Annotated in this window: 19 protein-coding genes and 1 pseudogene; 12 read left to right on the top strand and 8 right to left on the bottom strand. The window is 59.1% G+C overall.

Features of this window, described 5'->3' with window-relative positions:
• Nucleotides 1-40 precede the first annotated feature (40 nt).
• Nucleotides 41-1,096, top strand: a complete 1,056-nt coding sequence (locus AC3CHX_RS19265) for an alkene reductase (protein ID WP_488629629.1) — start codon at nucleotides 41-43, stop codon at nucleotides 1,094-1,096.
• Nucleotides 1,097-1,186: 90 nt separating this feature from the next.
• Here AC3CHX_RS19265 and AC3CHX_RS19260 read toward each other — a convergent pair whose 3' ends face one another.
• On the bottom strand, nucleotides 1,187-2,131 hold the full coding sequence (locus AC3CHX_RS19260) for a LysR family transcriptional regulator (RefSeq protein WP_488629628.1): 945 nt from the start codon (nucleotides 2,129-2,131) through the stop codon (nucleotides 1,187-1,189).
• 136 nt (nucleotides 2,132-2,267) lie between these two features.
• Between AC3CHX_RS19260 and mdcA the strand changes: the two genes are divergently transcribed.
• From mdcA to mdcH, 9 genes are all read left to right on the top strand, one after another.
• Complete coding sequence (gene mdcA, locus AC3CHX_RS19255) at nucleotides 2,268-3,929, top strand: malonate decarboxylase subunit alpha (protein WP_488629627.1); 1,662 nt, start codon at nucleotides 2,268-2,270, stop codon at nucleotides 3,927-3,929.
• The gene (locus AC3CHX_RS19250) at nucleotides 3,929-4,828 is read left to right on the top strand and encodes a triphosphoribosyl-dephospho-CoA synthase (RefSeq protein ID WP_488629626.1); all 900 of its coding nucleotides are present in this window, start codon (nucleotides 3,929-3,931) and stop codon (nucleotides 4,826-4,828) included. The genes mdcA and AC3CHX_RS19250 overlap by 1 nt, the downstream gene beginning before the upstream one ends.
• A 31-nt stretch (nucleotides 4,829-4,859) precedes the next feature.
• On the top strand, nucleotides 4,860-5,189 hold the full coding sequence (locus AC3CHX_RS19245) for a malonate decarboxylase subunit delta (protein ID WP_488629625.1): 330 nt from the start codon (nucleotides 4,860-4,862) through the stop codon (nucleotides 5,187-5,189).
• Nucleotides 5,190-5,196: 7 nt separating this feature from the next.
• The gene (locus AC3CHX_RS19240; RefSeq protein ID WP_488629624.1) at nucleotides 5,197-6,048 is read left to right on the top strand and encodes a biotin-independent malonate decarboxylase subunit beta; all 852 of its coding nucleotides are present in this window, start codon (nucleotides 5,197-5,199) and stop codon (nucleotides 6,046-6,048) included.
• On the top strand, nucleotides 6,045-6,905 hold the full coding sequence (gene mdcE, locus AC3CHX_RS19235) for a biotin-independent malonate decarboxylase subunit gamma (protein WP_488629623.1): 861 nt from the start codon (nucleotides 6,045-6,047) through the stop codon (nucleotides 6,903-6,905). The genes AC3CHX_RS19240 and mdcE overlap by 4 nt, the downstream gene beginning before the upstream one ends.
• A 99-nt stretch (nucleotides 6,906-7,004) precedes the next feature.
• Entirely contained in the window at nucleotides 7,005-7,403 is a 399-nt protein-coding gene (madL, locus tag AC3CHX_RS19230) for a malonate transporter subunit MadL (RefSeq protein WP_488629622.1), read from the top strand.
• Between the two features lie 11 nt (nucleotides 7,404-7,414).
• A complete protein-coding gene (madM, locus tag AC3CHX_RS19225) occupies nucleotides 7,415-8,179 on the top strand; it encodes a malonate transporter subunit MadM (protein ID WP_488629621.1) in 765 nt (254 codons plus the stop codon).
• Nucleotides 8,180-8,236: 57 nt separating this feature from the next.
• Nucleotides 8,237-8,926: a malonate decarboxylase holo-ACP synthase gene (locus AC3CHX_RS19220; protein ID WP_488629620.1), complete on the top strand. Its 690-nt coding sequence runs from the start codon at nucleotides 8,237-8,239 to the stop codon at nucleotides 8,924-8,926.
• The gene (gene mdcH / locus AC3CHX_RS19215; protein ID WP_488629619.1) at nucleotides 8,923-9,849 is read left to right on the top strand and encodes a malonate decarboxylase subunit epsilon; all 927 of its coding nucleotides are present in this window, start codon (nucleotides 8,923-8,925) and stop codon (nucleotides 9,847-9,849) included. The genes AC3CHX_RS19220 and mdcH overlap by 4 nt, the downstream gene beginning before the upstream one ends.
• A 45-nt stretch (nucleotides 9,850-9,894) precedes the next feature.
• Here the strand turns inward: mdcH and cydX are convergent, their stop codons facing one another.
• From cydX to AC3CHX_RS19190, 5 genes are read right to left on the bottom strand one after another with little or no spacing between them, the layout of a single operon-like run.
• Nucleotides 9,895-10,065 (bottom strand): cytochrome bd-I oxidase subunit CydX, encoded by a 171-nt coding sequence (gene cydX, locus AC3CHX_RS19210; protein WP_488629618.1) that lies wholly within the window; start codon nucleotides 10,063-10,065, stop codon nucleotides 9,895-9,897.
• A 35-nt stretch (nucleotides 10,066-10,100) separates the two neighbouring features.
• A complete protein-coding gene (gene cydB, locus AC3CHX_RS19205; protein ID WP_488629617.1) occupies nucleotides 10,101-11,243 on the bottom strand; it encodes a cytochrome d ubiquinol oxidase subunit II in 1,143 nt (380 codons plus the stop codon).
• 12 nt (nucleotides 11,244-11,255) lie between these two features.
• Nucleotides 11,256-12,866, bottom strand: coding sequence for a cytochrome ubiquinol oxidase subunit I (locus tag AC3CHX_RS19200; protein WP_488629616.1), 1,611 nt, complete (start codon nucleotides 12,864-12,866; stop codon nucleotides 11,256-11,258).
• Entirely contained in the window at nucleotides 12,853-13,122 is a 270-nt protein-coding gene (cydP, locus tag AC3CHX_RS19195; protein WP_488629615.1) for a cytochrome oxidase putative small subunit CydP, read from the bottom strand. The genes AC3CHX_RS19200 and cydP overlap by 14 nt, the downstream gene beginning before the upstream one ends.
• A 2-nt stretch (nucleotides 13,123-13,124) precedes the next feature.
• Complete coding sequence (locus AC3CHX_RS19190; RefSeq protein WP_488629614.1) at nucleotides 13,125-13,781, bottom strand: GbsR/MarR family transcriptional regulator; 657 nt, start codon at nucleotides 13,779-13,781, stop codon at nucleotides 13,125-13,127.
• A 331-nt stretch (nucleotides 13,782-14,112) separates the two neighbouring features.
• On the opposite strand from AC3CHX_RS19190, the gene ppk1 reads away from it, so the two are divergent.
• Nucleotides 14,113-16,263, top strand: coding sequence for a polyphosphate kinase 1 (gene ppk1 / locus AC3CHX_RS19185; RefSeq protein ID WP_488629613.1), 2,151 nt, complete (start codon nucleotides 14,113-14,115; stop codon nucleotides 16,261-16,263).
• A gap of 13 nt (nucleotides 16,264-16,276) precedes the next feature.
• On the opposite strand, the gene AC3CHX_RS19180 is transcribed toward ppk1, so the two are convergent.
• Nucleotides 16,277-16,705, bottom strand: coding sequence for a hypothetical protein (locus AC3CHX_RS19180; protein ID WP_488629612.1), 429 nt, complete (start codon nucleotides 16,703-16,705; stop codon nucleotides 16,277-16,279).
• Between the two features lie 186 nt (nucleotides 16,706-16,891).
• Here AC3CHX_RS19180 and sixA point away from each other — a divergent pair, with 186 nt between their 5' ends.
• Nucleotides 16,892-17,359, top strand: coding sequence for a phosphohistidine phosphatase SixA (sixA, locus tag AC3CHX_RS19175; RefSeq protein ID WP_488629611.1), 468 nt, complete (start codon nucleotides 16,892-16,894; stop codon nucleotides 17,357-17,359).
• A gap of 115 nt (nucleotides 17,360-17,474) precedes the next feature.
• On the opposite strand, the pseudogene AC3CHX_RS19170 reads toward sixA, so the two are convergent.
• Nucleotides 17,475-17,603, bottom strand: a pseudogene (locus AC3CHX_RS19170) (cupin domain-containing protein); the annotation flags it as partial.
• Nucleotides 17,604-17,670: the final 67 nt, after the last annotated feature.

Here is a 17,670-nt window from a genome sequence, read left to right as displayed (position 1 = left end):
TTCCGTTTCACTCTCTCAACATCTAACACTCAAACTTACTATGACTACATTATTCGACCCCATCAAAATTGGCGATCTGCAACTGGCTAACCGCATCGTCATGGCGCCGCTAACCCGTTCCCGCGCCATCGGCGACGGGCGCGTACCGAATGCATTGATGACTGAATATTATGTCCAGCGCGCTTCCGCCGGTTTGATCATCAGCGAAGCGACGTCGGTCAGCCCGCATGGCGTAGGCTATGCGGACACCCCGGGTATCTGGTCCGATGAGCAAGTCGCCGGATGGCAGCACGTGACTGCCGCGGTGCACGCCGCCGGCGGCCGCATCGTCCTGCAACTGTGGCACGTTGGCCGTATCTCCGATCCGATTTTCCTGAACGGCGAATTGCCGGTTGCGCCAAGTGCGATTGCCGCGGAAGGGCACGTCAGCCTGGTCCGTCCGAAGCGTGAATACGTCACGCCGCGCGCGCTGGATCTGGCAGAAATTCCAGCAATCGTCGAAGCCTTTCGCAAAGGCGCCGAAAATGCCAAGGCGGCCAACTTTGACGGCGTCGAAATCCACGGTGCGAACGGCTATCTGCTGGATCAATTTTTGCAAAGCGGCAGCAACCGGCGCACTGACATCTACGGCGGATCGCTGGAAAATCGCGCACGCCTGATGCTGGAAGTCACCGATGCCTGCCTCGCCGTGTGGGGCGCAGCGCGTGTCGGCATGCATCTGGCGCCAGCCTGCGACAGCCATTCGATGGGCGATGACTATCCACTCGAAACATTCAGCTATGTTGCCCGCGAACTTGGCAAGCGCGGCATTGCGTTTATCTGCGCGCGGGAACCGCAAACGCCACATCGTCTTGGCCCGCAACTCAAGCAAGCGTTCGGCGGCACCTACATCGCCAATCAACAGCTGACCAAAGCCGCGGCGGAGGAATTGCTGACCAAAGGTGAGGCGGACGCCGTCGCGTTCGGCCAGTTATTCATCGCCAACCCGGACTTGCCGCGTCGCCTGAAGCTCGATGCGCCATTGAATGCGCCCAAGTCTGAAACCTTTTATTCGCCGACACCGGAAGGGTATATCGACTATCCTGCGCTGGCGTAATCCCTGCCGATCGCCTTGAGTAGTGCGCAGCACCGTATCGAAGGGCACGCCGTTCGGGCTACCCGGCCCGAACGGTTTGTCTGAATCCGATTAAAGAAACCCTTCATTTTTACTGTCGTGTCTGCCATACATTCGACACTCCGCCGACAGCGCCAGCAGGTTCGGGTCGCGTTCCCGGGTTTTCGGCAGCAACAGCGTGATGCGTTGCCGGGCGCCATATTTTGATGCGAGCGGAATGAGTTCAATGTGGGAGCTGAACTTGGCCACACGTCCCGGCAGCAGGCTGTAGCCGATACCGCCACTGACCAGATTTATCAGGGAAAAAATATCTTGCACGCGCATGCTGATGTTGGGGGCAAAACCGGCTTGCTCAAAGCAATACGCAAAGTCCTGCGAGGTGACAAAACCTTCAGTCAGGGTGACAAATTTCTCGTCACGCAAGTCCTGCAAATCGATACGTTTCCGGCCTGCATAAGGCGAATTCAGCGGCGCCGCCAAAAAGACGTCGTCATCAAAAAGTGGAACAGCCACCAGGGTCTGGCCGACGCGGTCGTTGAGATCGCCTGGTTCGTGCAAACCTATCACTATGGCATCGAGCCGGCCATCGGCAAGATGCTGCATCAGGTCGCGATTCGATCCGAGTGTCAAATCAATATCCAGCGCAGGTTTGCGCAACTTCAGCCCGATCATCAGCTGGGGAATGCAGCGCAGCGTTAGCGAATACAACGAGCCTATCTTCAGGCGGGTGGCATTGAATCCGGCCGCCTCGCGTACTTTACGCACGCCTTCTTCGCATTCATTGAGCGCACGTTGCGCGTATTCGGCAAAAGTGTAGGCGGCCTGCAGCGGAATCAGGTTGCGTCCTTCGCGCTTGAACAGCGGGCAACGCATGGCTTCCTCCAGCGAGTGCAGGGAGCGATGCACGCTGACGGTACTTTGACCCAGCGACTCGGACACCCGCGCCATGTTGCCCTGCTTCATGAAGGCCAGAAAAACTTCCAGTTTCTTCAGCGTAATTGCGTCGTCGATCGCCATATATACTCCGTTCTTTTGCCATCATGGTAACGCCAAATCATTACTGTTGGAGTAATAAAAATCCGTTAAGGTTGATTGAAGTGCCTCGTAGATGGTTCTAATGTAAGGATCACGATGACTGAATGCCGGAGTAACGATGCAAGCCCAAAGACCGCTTGACCCGCAGTGGAGCAAACGCCGTACCGAAAAAAACCGGCGCCTGGCGTCCGTAGCGCATCTGGCCGACGGCCCGGTGCTGCGCAGCGCCGACATCGTTCCAGCGCTGGAGGCCCTCATTTCATCCGGGGACAGGGTTGTTCTGGAGGGAAATAACCAGAAACAGGCGGATTTCCTGTCGCGTTCGCTGGTGCAGGTCGACCCGGCCAAAGTGAATAATCTGCATTTGATTATGCCAAGCGTCAGCCGGCCGGAACACCTCGACCTGTTTGAACGCGGCATCGCCCGCAAACTGGACTTTGCTTTTGCCGGTGCGCAAAGCTTGCGGATCTCGCAGTTTTTGCAGGATGGAATACTGGAAGTCGGCGCGATTCATACCTACGTCGAACTGTATGCGCGGCTGTATGTCGACCTGACCCCGAACGTGGTGCTGGTGGCCGGCTTCACAGCGGATCGCCAGGGCAACCTTTACACCGGATCGAGCACCGAGGACACGCCGGCCCTGGTCGAGGCAGCGGCTTTCCGCGATGGCATTGTGATCGCCCAGGTCAACCAGATAGTCGATGATCCGGCCGATTTGCCACGCGTCGATATTCCCGGTTCATGGATCGATTTCGTGGTCCAGGCCGACAAGCCGTTCTTCCTCGAACCCCTGTTCACCCGGGATCCGCGTCTGATCAAGCCGGTGCATGTGCTGATGGCGATGATGGCGATCCGCGGCGTGTATGAACGGCATCAGGTGCAGTCGCTGAATCATGGCATCGGTTTCAACACTGCCGCCATCGAGCTGATCTTGCCGACCTATGGCGAAAAACTGGGGCTCAAGGGCAAGATCTGCAAAAACTGGACCCTGAATCCGCATCCGACCCTGATCCCGGCGATTGAATCCGGCTGGGTCGAGAGTGTGCATTGCTTCGGTGGCGAGCTGGGCATGGAAAACTACGTTGCCGCGCGGCCCGATGTGTTTTTCACCGGCAAGGATGGTTCGATGCGTTCCAACCGTGCCTTCTGTCAGCTGGCCGGCCAATACGCGGTCGATCTGTTTATCGGCTCGACCTTGCAAATGGATGGACTGGGCAATTCATCCACCGTGACGCGTGGCCGCTTAACCGGTTTTGGCGGTGCGCCCAACATGGGCCACGATCCGGGCGGCCGCCGGCACCCGAGCCCGGCCTGGCTCGATCTGATTGAAACCGACGATCCGCTGGCGCGCGGCAAGAAACTGGTGGTGCAGATGGTCGAAACGTTCCAGGCCGGCGGTCAGCCGACCATTGTTGAAACCCTGGATGCGGTGGCGGTCGGCAAAGAATCCGGAATGCCGCTGGCGCCGGTAATGATTTACGGCGATGACGTCACCCACGTGCTGACCGAAGAAGGCATCGCCTATCTGTACAAGGCGCGTTCGCTGGAAGAGCGCAAGGCGATGGTGGCAGCGGTGGCCGGTGTCACACCGATCGGCATGCATCACGATCCGGCGACCACCGCAAAATTGCGCAAGGATGGCCTGATTGCCTTGCCGGAGGATATGGGCGTGAACCGGAACGAAGCGACGCGCTCGTTGCTGGCGGCCAAGAGCGTGGCCGATCTGGTGACCTGGTCCGACGGTCTGTATGACCCGCCGGCAAAGTTCAGGAGCTGGTAATGATCGCCAACGCCGACTGTCTGCAGATACCTCCCGCCAGCCGCGCTGAAACGCGCGCTGTTGTAGCGGCAAAATCGTTGGCCGAACGCCTGGCGGACATGGTGGTGTCGGCATTGATCGCTGAAGTTACGCTGACACCGAAACCAGGCCTGGTCGATCTGCGCAGCCGCGGTGCGCATCGTGATCTGAGCTGGGATCTGATGTGCCATTCGGCCTGGGTTTTGCATCCGACGTTTTACGCGATGGCGGTGGCTGGACTGAGCATTCCGGACGGCATGCGGTTGCGTGAAGAAATCGGCCGGCTTGGCCGCGAGGGCGAAGCGCAGATGATGCAGGCGACCGGCGGTGTGAATACGCATCGCGGCGCCATCTGGGCGCTGGGCTTGTTGGTGACCGCTGCGGCGCAGGATATCGATTCGTTGACCGCGACATCCGTGGCTACGCGCGCTGCCGTGCTGGCCCGTCGTCATGATCGATTTTCACCGGTCAGCACCGACAACAACGGCGAACGCGCCTGCCAGACCTACGGCGTCGGTGGCGCACGGGCGCAGGCGCAAGCGGGATTTCCACACGTGTTGCACATTGCGCTGCCACGTCTGACAAGTAGCCGCACCCGTGGCGACAGCGAAAATGCCGCGCGTTTGAATGCCTTGCTGGCAGTCATCGCCGAGCTCGACGACACCTGTGTGTTGTCACGCGGCGGCGTTGGCGCGTTACAGGCTGTGCAAAGCGGCGCACATCAGGTACTGGTGCAAGGCGGGGCCGGCAGTGTTCCAGGAAAAATCGCGCTGCAAGAATTGGAAGATGAACTGTTGGCGCGACACCTGTCGCCGGGAGGTGCGGCGGATTTGTTGGCCGCTACCCTGTTCCTGGATCAACTGCCAAAAGAATTTTCGTGACGAATCCGTCCGCAGAAAGAGAGAGCAACCGATGGAAAAAATTTCTTATGAATATGCAGCGGGAGAACCTGCCAGAGAACGCGTACTGACCGGCGTGGTCGGCTCCGGCGATCTGGAAGTGTTGATCGAGCCTCAGAATGCGCCGCATAAAGCAGGCATCACCAGCATCCAGGTCAGCACATCGGTGGACGGCATGGCCAGCGTGTGGGAAGCATTGTTGCGGCGCATCTTCACGGCCGAGCTGCTGCCGGCAATGCGGGTCGAGATCAATGACTTTGGCGCGACCCCGGGCGTGGTGCGTTTGCGCATCGAGCAGGCGTTTGAAGAACTCAGTCAAATTAGCAGTGACAAGTCACGGTGAGGACACGATGAACCCAGAACAATTACTCAAGCGCGATAGTTTTATCGAGCTGACCGCACGCAGCCGTGCGCGCGCTTTGCTCGATGCCGGTTCGATGCGCGAATTGATCGGCCCGTTTGACCGGATGAGTTCGCCGTGGCTGGCAATGCAAGGCGTGGTCACGCAGTCGGATGACGGGGTGGTGGTCGCCAAGGGAACATTCGACGGCCAGCCGTATCTGGTGCTGGCGATCGAGGGGGCATTTCAGGGCGGCAGCCTGGGCGAAGTAGGCGGCGCCAAGATTGCCGGCGCGCTGGAACTGGCGGCAGAAGACAATCGGCATGGCATCCCGACGGGTGCCGCGATCCTGTTTGAAACCGGTGGCGTCCGTTTGCAGGAAGCCAATCTTGGACTGGCGGCAATTGCCGAAATCCATGCGGCAATTGTCGATCTGCGCCGGTATCAGCCGGTGATCGGGATTTCGGCGGGCACGGTCGGTTGCTTCGGCGGGATGTCGATCGCCGCCGCCTTGTGCAGTTATCTGGTGGTGACGCGGGAAGCCAGGGTGGGACTCAACGGCCCTGCGGTGATCGAACAGGAAGCCGGGATCGCGGAGTACGACTCGCGCGACAAGCCATTCATCTGGAGCTTTACCGGCGGCGAGCAACGTTATCGTTCGGGTCTTGCAGACGCCTACGTTGAAGACGATAGCGAACAGATGCGCGCTACCGTGCGCGACTTGATCTTGCGCGGTATGTCGGCCAGAAATCGTAGCGAACGGTATCAGGAGTTTCTGGCGTGCCTGGATCAGGTCGATGCCAGTCTGCAAGCGACACCGGAGATGGTGCGCAGCATTTACCGGAAAGGGTTTTCATTATGAACGCAGTAGTCAGCGGTGCAACCCCGGCAGTAACGGTAACAACTGCGCAAAGTCGCGGTGCCACCTGGTTTCTAAAGTTGATCGGCAACGCTACGAAAAATCCCGGCTATGCGGCCTCGGTGCTGGTGGCGGATGCCGATCTGGCGGGACGCCGTGCGCGTTACATCGCGGTGGTGCGCGATCCCGAAAATCGGTTTCCGCGGGTCCGCAACGGCGAAGTCGGACTGGTCGAAGGCTGGCAATTGGCCCGTGCGGTGCAAGAGGTGATCGATGCCGATCGCAGCAGTGCCAGCAAGACGCCTATCGTCGCCGTGATTGACGTGGCCAGTCAGGCCTATGGCCGGCGCGAAGAAGGTTACGGCATCCATCAGGCGCTGGCCGGCGCTGCAGGTGCGTACGCCAGCGCCCGCCTGGCCGGTCATCCGGTGATTGGCCTGATCGTCGGCAAAGCCATGTCCGGCGCTTTTCTCGCCCACGGTTACCAGGCCAATCGCCTGATTGCGCTGGATGATCCCGAAGTCATGGTGCACGCGATGGGCAAGGCTTCGGCGGCGCGGATTACGCTGCGCTCAGTCGAAGCGCTGGAAGCCTTCGCCGCCAAAATTCCACCGATGGCTTACGACATTCACAGTTACGCATCGCTGGGTTTGTTGTGGCAATGCCTGACGCTGGCACATCCGGATAATCCTGGCGCCGCCGAGGTCAGGACGGTGCAGCAAAGCCTGCAAGCTGCACTCGACAGCATTCAAGCGGATCCGCTGCGCGATCTTGGCAGTCGCCTGGGCGCGGAGCATCGCCGTGCCTCCGCCAAGGTGCGCGAGATGCTGCGCGCGCAATGGAAAGGAGAGCAGCCTTAACTGGAAGAACAAGCCAGCCTATGTTGCAGCGTAAAAAAACTAAAACAGACGCTATACAAAGAGTTCAGATCAGCACTGAAATCATCAAAGGAGACAAACATGATTATCTATGGAACAGCTTTACTGGCCATTTGCCATCTGCTCGGCATCTTTCTGGGCGATCTGCTGGGACACCTGATCGGTGTCAAGACCAACGTTGGCGGTGTCGGCATCGCCATGCTGCTGCTTATTTTCGCCCGGCTGTATATGCAACCGCGCGGCCTGCTGCCCAAGCCTACCGAAGCGGGCGTCGGATTCTGGGCGGCCATGTATATCCCGGTAGTAGTGGCGATGGCGGCGCAACAGAACGTGGTAGCAGCATTGCGCGGCGGACCGGTGGCCCTGCTGGCGGCGTTTGGCGCGGCCGCTCTGTGCGCTTGTTGTATCGCGCTGATCAATCGCATGGAACCTGCGGGCGCTGAAGACCCGTTCGCAGCCGAACCGGCACAGTTGGCTTAACAGGAGGCATCATGTTGGAAATTTTTGAAAAAGCCGCGCTGCAAAATGGGTTGGTGACTGCCTTTGCAGTGGTCGGCATCATCGTACTGCTATCGGGTTACATTTCGCGCAAGCTCACCTTTGGCCGCGTGCATGGATCGGCGATTGCGATCCTGATCGGTTTGGGGCTGGCTTACTGGGGCGGCATACACAGCGGTGGCGAAAAAGGATTGGCCGACGTATCGCTGTTCGGCGGTATCGGCCTGATGGGCGGCGCCATGCTGCGCGATTTCGCCATCGTTGCCACGGCGTTCGAAGTGCAGGCAACCGAGGCCCGCAAGGCCGGACTGATCGGCGTGGTCGCGCTGCTGCTGGGGACCGTGCTGCCGTTCATCGTCGGCGCCAGCGTGGCCTGGGCTTTCGGGTATACCGATGTGGTCAGCATGACCACTATTGGCGCCGGCGCCATCACGTATATTGTCGGTCCGGTAACCGGTGCCGCGATTGGTGCAAGCTCTGATGTAATGGCCTTGAGTATCGCTACCGGGCTGTTGAAAGCGATCATGGTGATGGTGGGCACGCCCATCGCAGCACGCTTTCTGGGCCTGAAAACGCCCAGGTCGGCAATGGTGTTCGGCGGCCTGGCCGGGACGGTGAGCGGCGTGTCGGCAGGGCTGGCGGCGACCGACCGCCGGCTGGTTCCCTATGGTGCGCTGGTGGCGACATTCCACACCGGCATCGGCTGCCTGCTCGGGCCGTCGGTATTGTTTTTTGCTACCAAAGCGGTCATGGGATAGCGTTGTAAAGGGATGCTGCATGTTGCGTCATTTATTGCACCGATCGAAGGTCTTGCGATGAGCGAAAATTTTCTTCACGATGCCAGCCAGACCGTTCCGCGCCCGCACGATCTGTTATGGATGTCGGGCCTGGACGGACTTGCAAGCGACCAGCCATTGCCAGTCTGGGCAAGCGCCGAATGGCTGGCCTGCGCGCCGCTGGTGATACGGCGCGAGAAGGTCAGCGATGCCGCATGGCTGCCGGTCGGTCTGCGTGGCAAAACGCGCAGCGAACGCTTCAAGGCTTTGCTGTCGCGCGATGCAGTCGTGAAGTGGGTGCCGCCGGAATTTTTGGTGCGCACCGAAGCGTGGAACGCGCACTCGCAGTTTAGTGCGTTTCCGGCGGTCCAGGCGCTGGCGGGCATGGCGTCTTCGCTGACGAACATGGGCTTGCGTTGGGGGCCGACCGGTAGCGTTGGCTTCGCGCTGGCAAGCGGGTTGCCGGTGTTGCGCGAAGAAAGCGATCTTGATGTGGTGGTGCGTGCGAGCGTGCCATTGCGGGTCGAGCAAATCGCATTGCTGCAAGCCGTGCAGTCGTCCTGGCTGTGTCGTATCGATATCCAGATCGATACCGGCAATGGCGGCTTCGCCTTTGCAGAGTGGATTCGCGGCGGGAAGACCGTCTTGCTGAAGACCGACATCGGTCCTGTTCTCAGCGCCGATCCGTGGGCCCCGCTCAATGCCGTTGATGCAGTCGGTTCATCATGAGCGTTCTATTCATGTTTCCCGGGCAGGGGGCGCAACGGCCCGGCATGCTGCACGCGCTGCCGCAAGATCCGGAAGTGATCCGCACGCTGGACGAAACTGCCGCCATCCTCGGCAGCGATGCCTTACTCCTCGATACCGCGTCGGCGCTGACATCCACTTACGCGGTTCAGCTTTGTCTGCTGATAGCGGGGGTCGCCATGGCGCGGGTTTTTTTAGCGAATGATGCGGCTCCCGACATGGTGGCGGGTTTGTCGATCGGCGCGTATCCGGCGGCGGTCGTCGCCGGTGCCCTGGACTATGCCGATGCAGTGCGGTTGGTGCAACGGCGCGGAGAATTGATGGAGCATGCTTATCCGCAAGGTTACGGCATGGCCGCGATTGGCGGTCTTGACCGTTATCATCTGGCAACCCTGATCGCGGATATCCATTCAGCGGCGACGCCGGTGTATCTGGCCAATCTGAATGGGCCCAGGCAGATGGTGATATCCGGTGCCGAGGCGGCGCTGCAGTCGGTGATGGCGCTGGCGCTGGCATCCGGTGCGACCAGAACCGTGCGCCTGGATGTGAGCGTTCCGTCGCATTGCGAACTGTTTGACGCGGCAGCGCTGGACATGCAGGAAGCCTTTTCCCGCGTAACGATGCGCCGGCCGCGATTGACCTATCTTAGCGCCAGCGCCGCACGGGCGCTGTTCGATCCGGCACTTATCGCCGCCGACCTGGCCGGCAATATGGCAAGACAGGTGCATTGGTCGGATACGGCAAGACTAGCCTGGGAACGCGGTGCGCGACTCGCCGTTGAAATGCCGAGCGGAACCGTCTTGAGCAATCTCACCGCGCCGCTCTTCACAGAAGGTTTGGCGCTCGCTTGCGACGATAACCGGATAGACACGTTGCTGGTATTGATCGCACGCGAGCGGGAATAAAAAGGCCAACCTGAACCGGTTGGCCTTTTTGCGTGGGATTGCCGCTTACTTCTTGCGCGCCCTGGCTTGTTCATCCTTGGCCGCAGTCTCGAAGCGCTGACGTGTCGTTTCCTCGTCGCGGCTGCCAAATGCATAGTTGGATTCCAGCCACATGACGTTAATGATGCCGAAGGCGAGCGCCAGTCCAACTCCCAAAATCCATGCGAAGTACCACATAAGTTGCTCCTTTTTTTGAACCGGTTTGAACAATGCTAATAAGCCGTGTGCTCGTTGTCGTGAATATCCTTGAGCGTGACCTTGCCGCGCATGATCCGATACACCCAACTGGTATAGAGAATGATGATCGGGAGCATGATCACCACTACCCAGAACATGATGCCCAGCGTCTTGTGGCTGGAGACCGAATCCCATACGGTCAAACTGCTGCCGGGATCGAGCGAGGATGGCATGACGAACGGGAACATCGCGGTTCCTGCTGTCAGAATGATGCCGGCGACCGCTACGCCGCTGGCCAGAAACGCCGGCAGCGCTTTCCGTGCCAGGCTGAACGCCACGCAGAGTAACGCCGCCACGATCGTCATGACCGGCAAGGCCCGGGTCGCAGGCCAGCGTGCATAGTTGTCCATCCAGGCACCGCTGGCAGTGGTGACGGTTTTGGCGATGGGCATGAAGGCGCTGTTGGCATCCGGCATCGCCGTAATACGGTAGCCGTCGATCCCAAACGCGATCCAGAATCCGCCGAGTACAAACAGGGCGATCGTTACCAGTGCCGCCCCGATGGCAATCTTGCGCGCACGCAAGGCGATCGCCTCTTCCGTCTTGACCTGCAGGAAAGCGGCGCCGTGCATCACCAGCATGGCGATGCTGAGAGCCCCCGACAGCAGGCCGAATGGATTGAGGAGCCCGAAGAAGCTGCCGGTGTATTCGACCCGCATGCTGTCGTCGTAATGGAACGGCACACCCAACAGAAGATTGCCGAAGGCGACACCGAAAATCAATGCCGGCACCAGGCCGCCCGCGAACAGGCCCCAGTCCCAGAAGTTGCGCCAGCGCGGATCGGCGACCTTGCTGCGATAGTCGAAGCCGACCGGGCGGAAGAACAGCGAAAACAGCAGCAGCATCAAGGCCACGTAAAAGCCGGAAAACGCGGCGCCATACACCAGCGGCCAGACCGCGAACAGCGCGCCGCCGGCGGTGATGAACCAGGTTTGATTGCCTTCCCAGGTGCTGCCGATCGCGCTGATCACGACCCGTCGTTCGGGATCAGTCTTGCCAATGAACGGCAACATGATGCCGACACCGAAGTCAAAGCCGCCGGTCAATGCGAAACCGACCAGCAGCACGCCAACAAAGCCCCACCAGATTATTTTTAACGTTTCATAGTCGAAGATCATTGTGTTTCCCCCTCAGGCTGCCGGATTGGTGCCATCACTGGCATTTTTGTGCGTGACTTCCGCTTGCTTGTCGAACAGCTCCCAATGATATTTTCCCGTATGCAGACTGCTGGGGCCGAGGCGTGCGTACTTCACCATCAGGATCATTTCGATCACGAACAGGAAGGTATAGAAGCCGAGAAAGCCGGTCAGGCTGAAATATAAACTCGACGGTTGCAGGGTCGAGGCCGACAAGTGCGTTGGCAGAATGCCGGAAATGGTCCACGGCTGGCGGCCATATTCCGCCAGCACCCAGCCGAGTTCGATGGCGACCCATGGCAATGGAATGCTGTACAGCGCCAGGCGCAATAGCCAGCGCTGCCTGGCGAGTTGCTTGCGGATCAGGAAATAGAACGATGTCGAGAAAATAAACAGGAACAGTAGGCCGAGTCCGACCATCAGCCGGAATGACCAGAACATCGGTGCAATTTTCGGGAAGGTGTCGTTGACCGCCATCGTAATTTGTTCCGGCGTGGCATCGACTACCGTTCGCGTGTATTTCTTCAACAGCAAACCAAAGCCCAGGTCCTGTTTCAGTGCGTCGAAAGCAGCAATCGCCTCAGGCGATTTGTCGCCGGATTTCAGGCGGGTCAGGGCGGCGTAAGCCAGCATGCCGTTGCGGATGCGGACCTCATGCTCTTTTTTCAGGTCCTGGATGCCGGTGATCTGTTTGTCGACCGAGCGTGTTCCGATCAGACCCAATACGTAGGGAATCTTGATGGCGTAATCAGTGCGTTGTTCCTTCTCGTTCGGCCAGCCGAACACCGTGATCCCGGCAGGTGCCGGTTCGGTATGCCACTCGGCTTCCATCGCCGCCAATTTGACCTTGTTGACTTCACCGGCGGTGTAACCCGACTCGTCGCCGAGGACGATCACCGACAGGGTCGAGGCCAGGCCGAAGCCGGCGGCAATCGCAAACGAACGCAATGCGAAGGCGGTGTCACGCCCCTTCAGCAGATAGAAGGCAGAGATGCCGAGCACGAACATCGAAGCCGCCACGTAACCGGCCGAGAGTGTGTGGACGAACTTGACTTGCGCGACCGGATTGAAAATGACGTCGACGATGCTGGTCAGTTCCATCCGCATGGTCGCGTAATTGAATTCGGCACCGACCGGATTATTCATCCAGCCGTTGGCGATCAGAATCCACAGCGCCGACAGGCTCGAGCCCAGCGCCACCAGAAAGGTGATGAACAGATGCTGGACTTTCGAGAGTCGATCCCAACCAAAGAAGAACAGGCCCACGAAAGTCGATTCGAGGAAGAACGCCATCATCCCTTCGAGCGCCAATGGCGTCCCGAAAATGTCGCCCACATAGTGCGAATAGTACGACCAGTTAGTCCCGAACTGGAATTCCAGCGTGATACCGGTGGCAATCCCCATCGCAAAGTTAATCCCGAACAGCTTGCCCCAGAAGCGCGTCATGTCTTTATAGATCGGGCTGCCGGTCATCACGTATACCGACTCCATGATGACAAGAATCCAGGCCAGGCCGAGCGTCAGCGGAACAAACAGGAAATGGAACATCGCGGTGGCAGCAAACTGCAACCGCGACAGATTGACAACTTCATCAATTGGAATCATGTAGCGCCTCGGATGTGGGGGAGGATGGGTGCATGCCGGTGCCGGCCGACAGCGTTGCCGGGATGGCGGCTGGTCGGTTGGTCAGGAAGTGTTGCTCGACCAGATTGGTCGGCATGCGCATTTTTTTGGTTTGCGGCTCTGAGAAAAAGAGTTTCCACAGGATGAACAGCAATGCCAGTTTGACCACCAGAATCAGGGTGATTTCCAGCGCCAGCGGCAGGCGCGACCAACGTTTTGGCAAACTGAAAGACGTCATCTCTACTCCTTCGGTTGAACGTCAGGGCGACTGGTCGCTGTTTTCTCCATCTTCTCTGTCTTATTTTTGCTGCCGGGCGGCGCAATCCGAAACTTGTCACGCACGTCCAGCAATTTGCCCACTTTGGATCCCATCTTCATCAACGATGCCAGCGTTTCCGGAGAAAGCCGCTGCACATCGTCGAACCACGAGCTTGATAATTCAATCAGATCGTACATTTCCCGCATCCGTTGCTGTGCCAGTTTATCCGATTCCGATGACGGATTTTCCAGCAATGCATCGCGCAGCATGGACAGCGTCGGTTCGATTTCACGCCGCCGACGCTCTTCGAGCAAAGCCTTGAAGATATCCCAGATATCCTTGGGCGGCTCGAAGTATTCGCGGCGATCGCCCGGTTGATGTAATAACTTGACCAGACGCCAGGATTGCAATTCTTTCAGCCCCATGCTCACGTTCGAGCGCGAAAACGCCAGATAGTCGGCAATCTGATCCGCATTCAGCGGCTGTCCAAGGACGTATAGCAACGCGTAAATCTGGCCAACGGTGCGATTGATGCCCCAGCGGCTGCCCATTTCACCAAAGTGCGAAATGAAACGCAGTGTGAGCGGGGTCAGGGGAGTGAGTGAACTGGCACTCTGGCTTGACGTTTCAGATGGCATAAATCTCAGGAACCTGTTTTGAATTTTCAGTAATTACTGAAATGTATGATAAAACAGGAATTTTTGCAACGATTGGAGCAAACGGCCCTGCGTGACTTGCTCTTGCCGTTGCGATTTCTCACTCAGCGCTTGGATATCGACTATGCGGCGGCAGTCCTTGCATAGTTGGCGCAGCTTGCAGACGCACCGATATTTCGTGAATGCAATATTTGCGTGCCTTCCGGAAAAGCGCGAGAATGACCCCAAGGTTTCAGTGCATGACTCGCGTGGCGACATGCTCAGCAGCAAGTGAGCTTGTCCTAGCACATACAATAGAAGGACAAAATAGCGCATGGACGAACGTTCCACCCCTCACTCTCGCATTGACGTTTCCATATCCACCCCAAGTCAGGCCAAGGCCAAACCCACTGAGCAGCTAGACAAACCGAACAAACCGAACCCGCAGGAACAGTTCATCAACCGGGAATTGAGCCAGCTGGAGTTCAACCGGCGCGTGCTGGCCCAGGCCGAAGATCCCGACACGCCGCCATTCGAGCGGCTGCGTTTCCTTTGTATCTTCAGCAGCAATCTGGACGAATTCTACGAGATTCGTATCGCCGGGCTGAAGGAGCAGATCAAGTTGCACGCGACCGCCACCGGCCCTGACGGCCTTGATGCCGCTACGGTCTTTGCGCGAGTAAGTGTCGGCGTGCGCGAACTGGTAGCGCACCAGTACCGCTTGTTCAACGAAGTCCTGATTCCCGAACTGGCCACGCACGACATCCGGTTTCTGCGCCGCCCGCACTGGACAGCGCAGCAGGCGGAATGGATCAAGGCTTATTTCTTCCACGAGTTGATGCCGATGTTGACCCCGATCGGACTGGACCCGGCGCACCCTTTTCCGCGGGTATTGAACAAGAGCCTCAACTTCGCCGTCGAACTGGAGGGCAAGGATGCTTTCGGACGCAATTCGGGCGCGGCCATCGTGCAGGCGCCGCGCGCCTTGCCGCGGGTGATCAGGCTACCCGCAGAGATCGCCGGCTGCGAATACGGCTTTGTGTTTCTCTCGTCCATCCTGCACGCCCACGTCGGCGAACTGTTTGTCGGCATGAACGTGCGCGGCTGCTACCAGTTCCGCGTCACCCGCAACAGCGAGTTGTTTGTCGACGAGGAGGAAACCAAGAATCTGAGCCTGGCCCTGCAAGGCGAGTTGCCGCAACGCCATTTTGGCGACGCGGTACGGCTCGAGGTGGCAGACAATTGTTCGCGGGAAATGACGGCGTTCCTGCAGCATCAGTTCGGTCTGGCTGCGGCCGATGTTTTTTCCGTGAACGGCCCGGTCAACCTGGTGCGGCTGCTGCAGGTGCCGGACTGGGTCGACCGCCCGGTGCTCAAGTATCCGCGGTTCCGACCGGGCTTGCCGAAGGAACTGGTGGCCCAGCCCGACATGTTCCGCGCCATCAGCAACGGCGACATCCTGCTGCACCACCCCTACCAGTCCTTCTCCCCGATGGTGGAATTCATCCGGCAGGCGGCGCAAGATCCTGAGGTGGTCGCGATCAAGCAGACGGTATACCGCGCCGGCCACGATTCGGCATTGCTGCAGGCGTTGATCGACGCGGCGCGCAGCGGCAAGGAGGTCAGCGTGGTCGTCGAGTTGCTGGCGCGTTTCGACGAGGAAACCAATATCAACTGGGCCGCACAGCTGGAGGAAGTGGGCGCCCATGTCGTGTTCGGCGTCGTCGGCTACAAGGTGCATGCCAAGATGGCGCTGGTGGTGCGGCGCGAAGGGGGGCAACTCAAACGCTACGTGCATCTCGGCACGGGTAACTACCACACCCAGACCACCAAGCATTACACCGACTTCGGTCTGCTCACCTGCAACGAGGCGATAACGAGCGACGTGGCCAGCATCTTCATGGAGCTCACCGGGCTGGGCCGCCCCAGCAAACTTGCATATCTGTGGCAGTCGCCGTTCACCATGCACCAGGAGCTGATCCATGCCATCCAGCGGGAAGAGGAGCATGCCCGGGCCGGGCGCAAGGGGCTGATCATTGCCAAAATGAACGCGCTGCTGGAACCGAAGATCATCCAGGCCTTATACCAGGCATCCTGCGCCGGCGTCAGGATCGAGCTGATCGTGCGCGGCGCCTGCGCGCTGCGGCCCGGTATCCCGCAGCTATCGGAAAATATCCGGGTGCGTTCGGTGATTGGCCGCTTTCTCGAACACACGCGGATTTTCTATTTTTACAACGACAAGGCGGAAGACGTGCGCCTGTCCAGTGCCGACTGGATGGACCGCAACTTCTTCCGGCGCATCGAAGTGTGCTTCCCGGTGCTGGACCGGCGCCTCAAGCGGCGCGTCATCATGGAAGGTCTGCAACCGTATTTGAAGGGCAACAGGGAGGCCTGGGAAATGGACGCCGATGGCAGCTACCGGCGCAAGCGCCACCGTGGCCGCGCTTACTCTGCCCAGAGCAAGCTGCTGGCCGCGCTGGCCTGATGCCTGCAAGTGCTCAGTGCACCTTGGCGAGCTTGCCGTTTTTTGCCGCTTTCGCTGCTGCCTTGCGGCCGGTTGTCACGCTCTCCAGCCCAGTTACCGCTGCCTTCAATCTTGCTATGGGCAGCGTTTCCAGGAAATGCAGGCCGATCCGCAGCAGCTCGCTCTTCTTCACGCGCATACCGGCGGCCACGCATTTGCTCTTGAGTTCGATGAGCTTGTCGTAGTCCGCCTCGGGCATGGTGAAACGGTCGCGAACGGTCTTGGTTGTCCTGGCGGGTTTTTCGACGCCTGGTGCAATGGGCCTGGCACGTGCAACATCAATGGCGTTGTGCTTCAGCGCCGGGCCTGGCGCGACGGCGGCTTTTTGAGCCTTCGCGGCTACTGACTTCCTCGGAGCTGTTACGGGCATGGCGCGGGTGGTTTTAGGTGTCGCTGTACGCATGACAAACCTCCTGTCTGACAATCAAACGACGTGATGCGATAAACAGCACGCCTCGATAAACAGAATATACTATTTATACGATTTTTCAGTCTTTTCGCAGTTCGCGCCGATGAAATTCCCCTGCAGGAAATGACTTGGCAACGCCCGTCTTCGTGCCTGCACTGAAATTGCAAATAGGAGGAGATCATGGATCTGATCTTGTGGCGTCACGCCGACGCGGAAGACGGCTTGCCCGATGACGCCCGTGGCCTGACCGACAAGGGGCGGGAACAAGCCGCCTTGATGGCCGGCTGGCTCAAAGCGCACCTGCCGCAAGACCTGCGGATCCTGGTGAGTCCTGCGCGGCGGGCTCAGCAAACCGCCCAGACGCTGGGTATTGCCTATGAAACCTGCGCAGCGCTGGCACCGGGAAGCGACGCCGCCGAGGCGCTGACCTCCGCCAACTGGCCCGATGCGGAAGGCGCTGTCCTGGTGGTCGGTCATCAACCCACGCTGGGCCGGATCGCCGCACTGCTGCTGTCAGGCAGCAGCGCCGACTGGGCGATCAAAAAAAGCGGGGTGTGGTGGTTGAGCAACCGCGGGCGCGAGAGTGACAGCCAAATCATGCTGGAGGCGGCGCTGGCGCCGAATATGCTAAAAAACCGCAAACCCTGAGGCTGTCGGGGACAGCATCTTATGAAGTATGCTGCATAGCAACTTGATCTTGCCGGATCAATGCGGGCCAGCACGCCGAGAGTTCTTCGGTCTCTGCGCATTCAGCTCAAGCCGGCCCGACGGTAGCCTCAGCGACACCCAAATCTCTGTAGATGAAGAAGTCACGAAGGCCTTCTGCTATAAAGCGGCCATCTTCCGGCTTCACGTGGGAAAACTTGGTCTCTGTTGCTGTGTTTTGACGCATGGATTTCTCCGAAAACTGGTTTTGATGATGTTAAAAATGAGACTTACTGGAGGAATGCATGTGGATT

It is taken from the genome of Glaciimonas sp. OK215, from assembly GCF_057787885.1.
The sequence above is the reverse complement of the archived record's forward strand: the minus strand, read 5'-3'. Positions and strand labels throughout refer to the sequence as shown.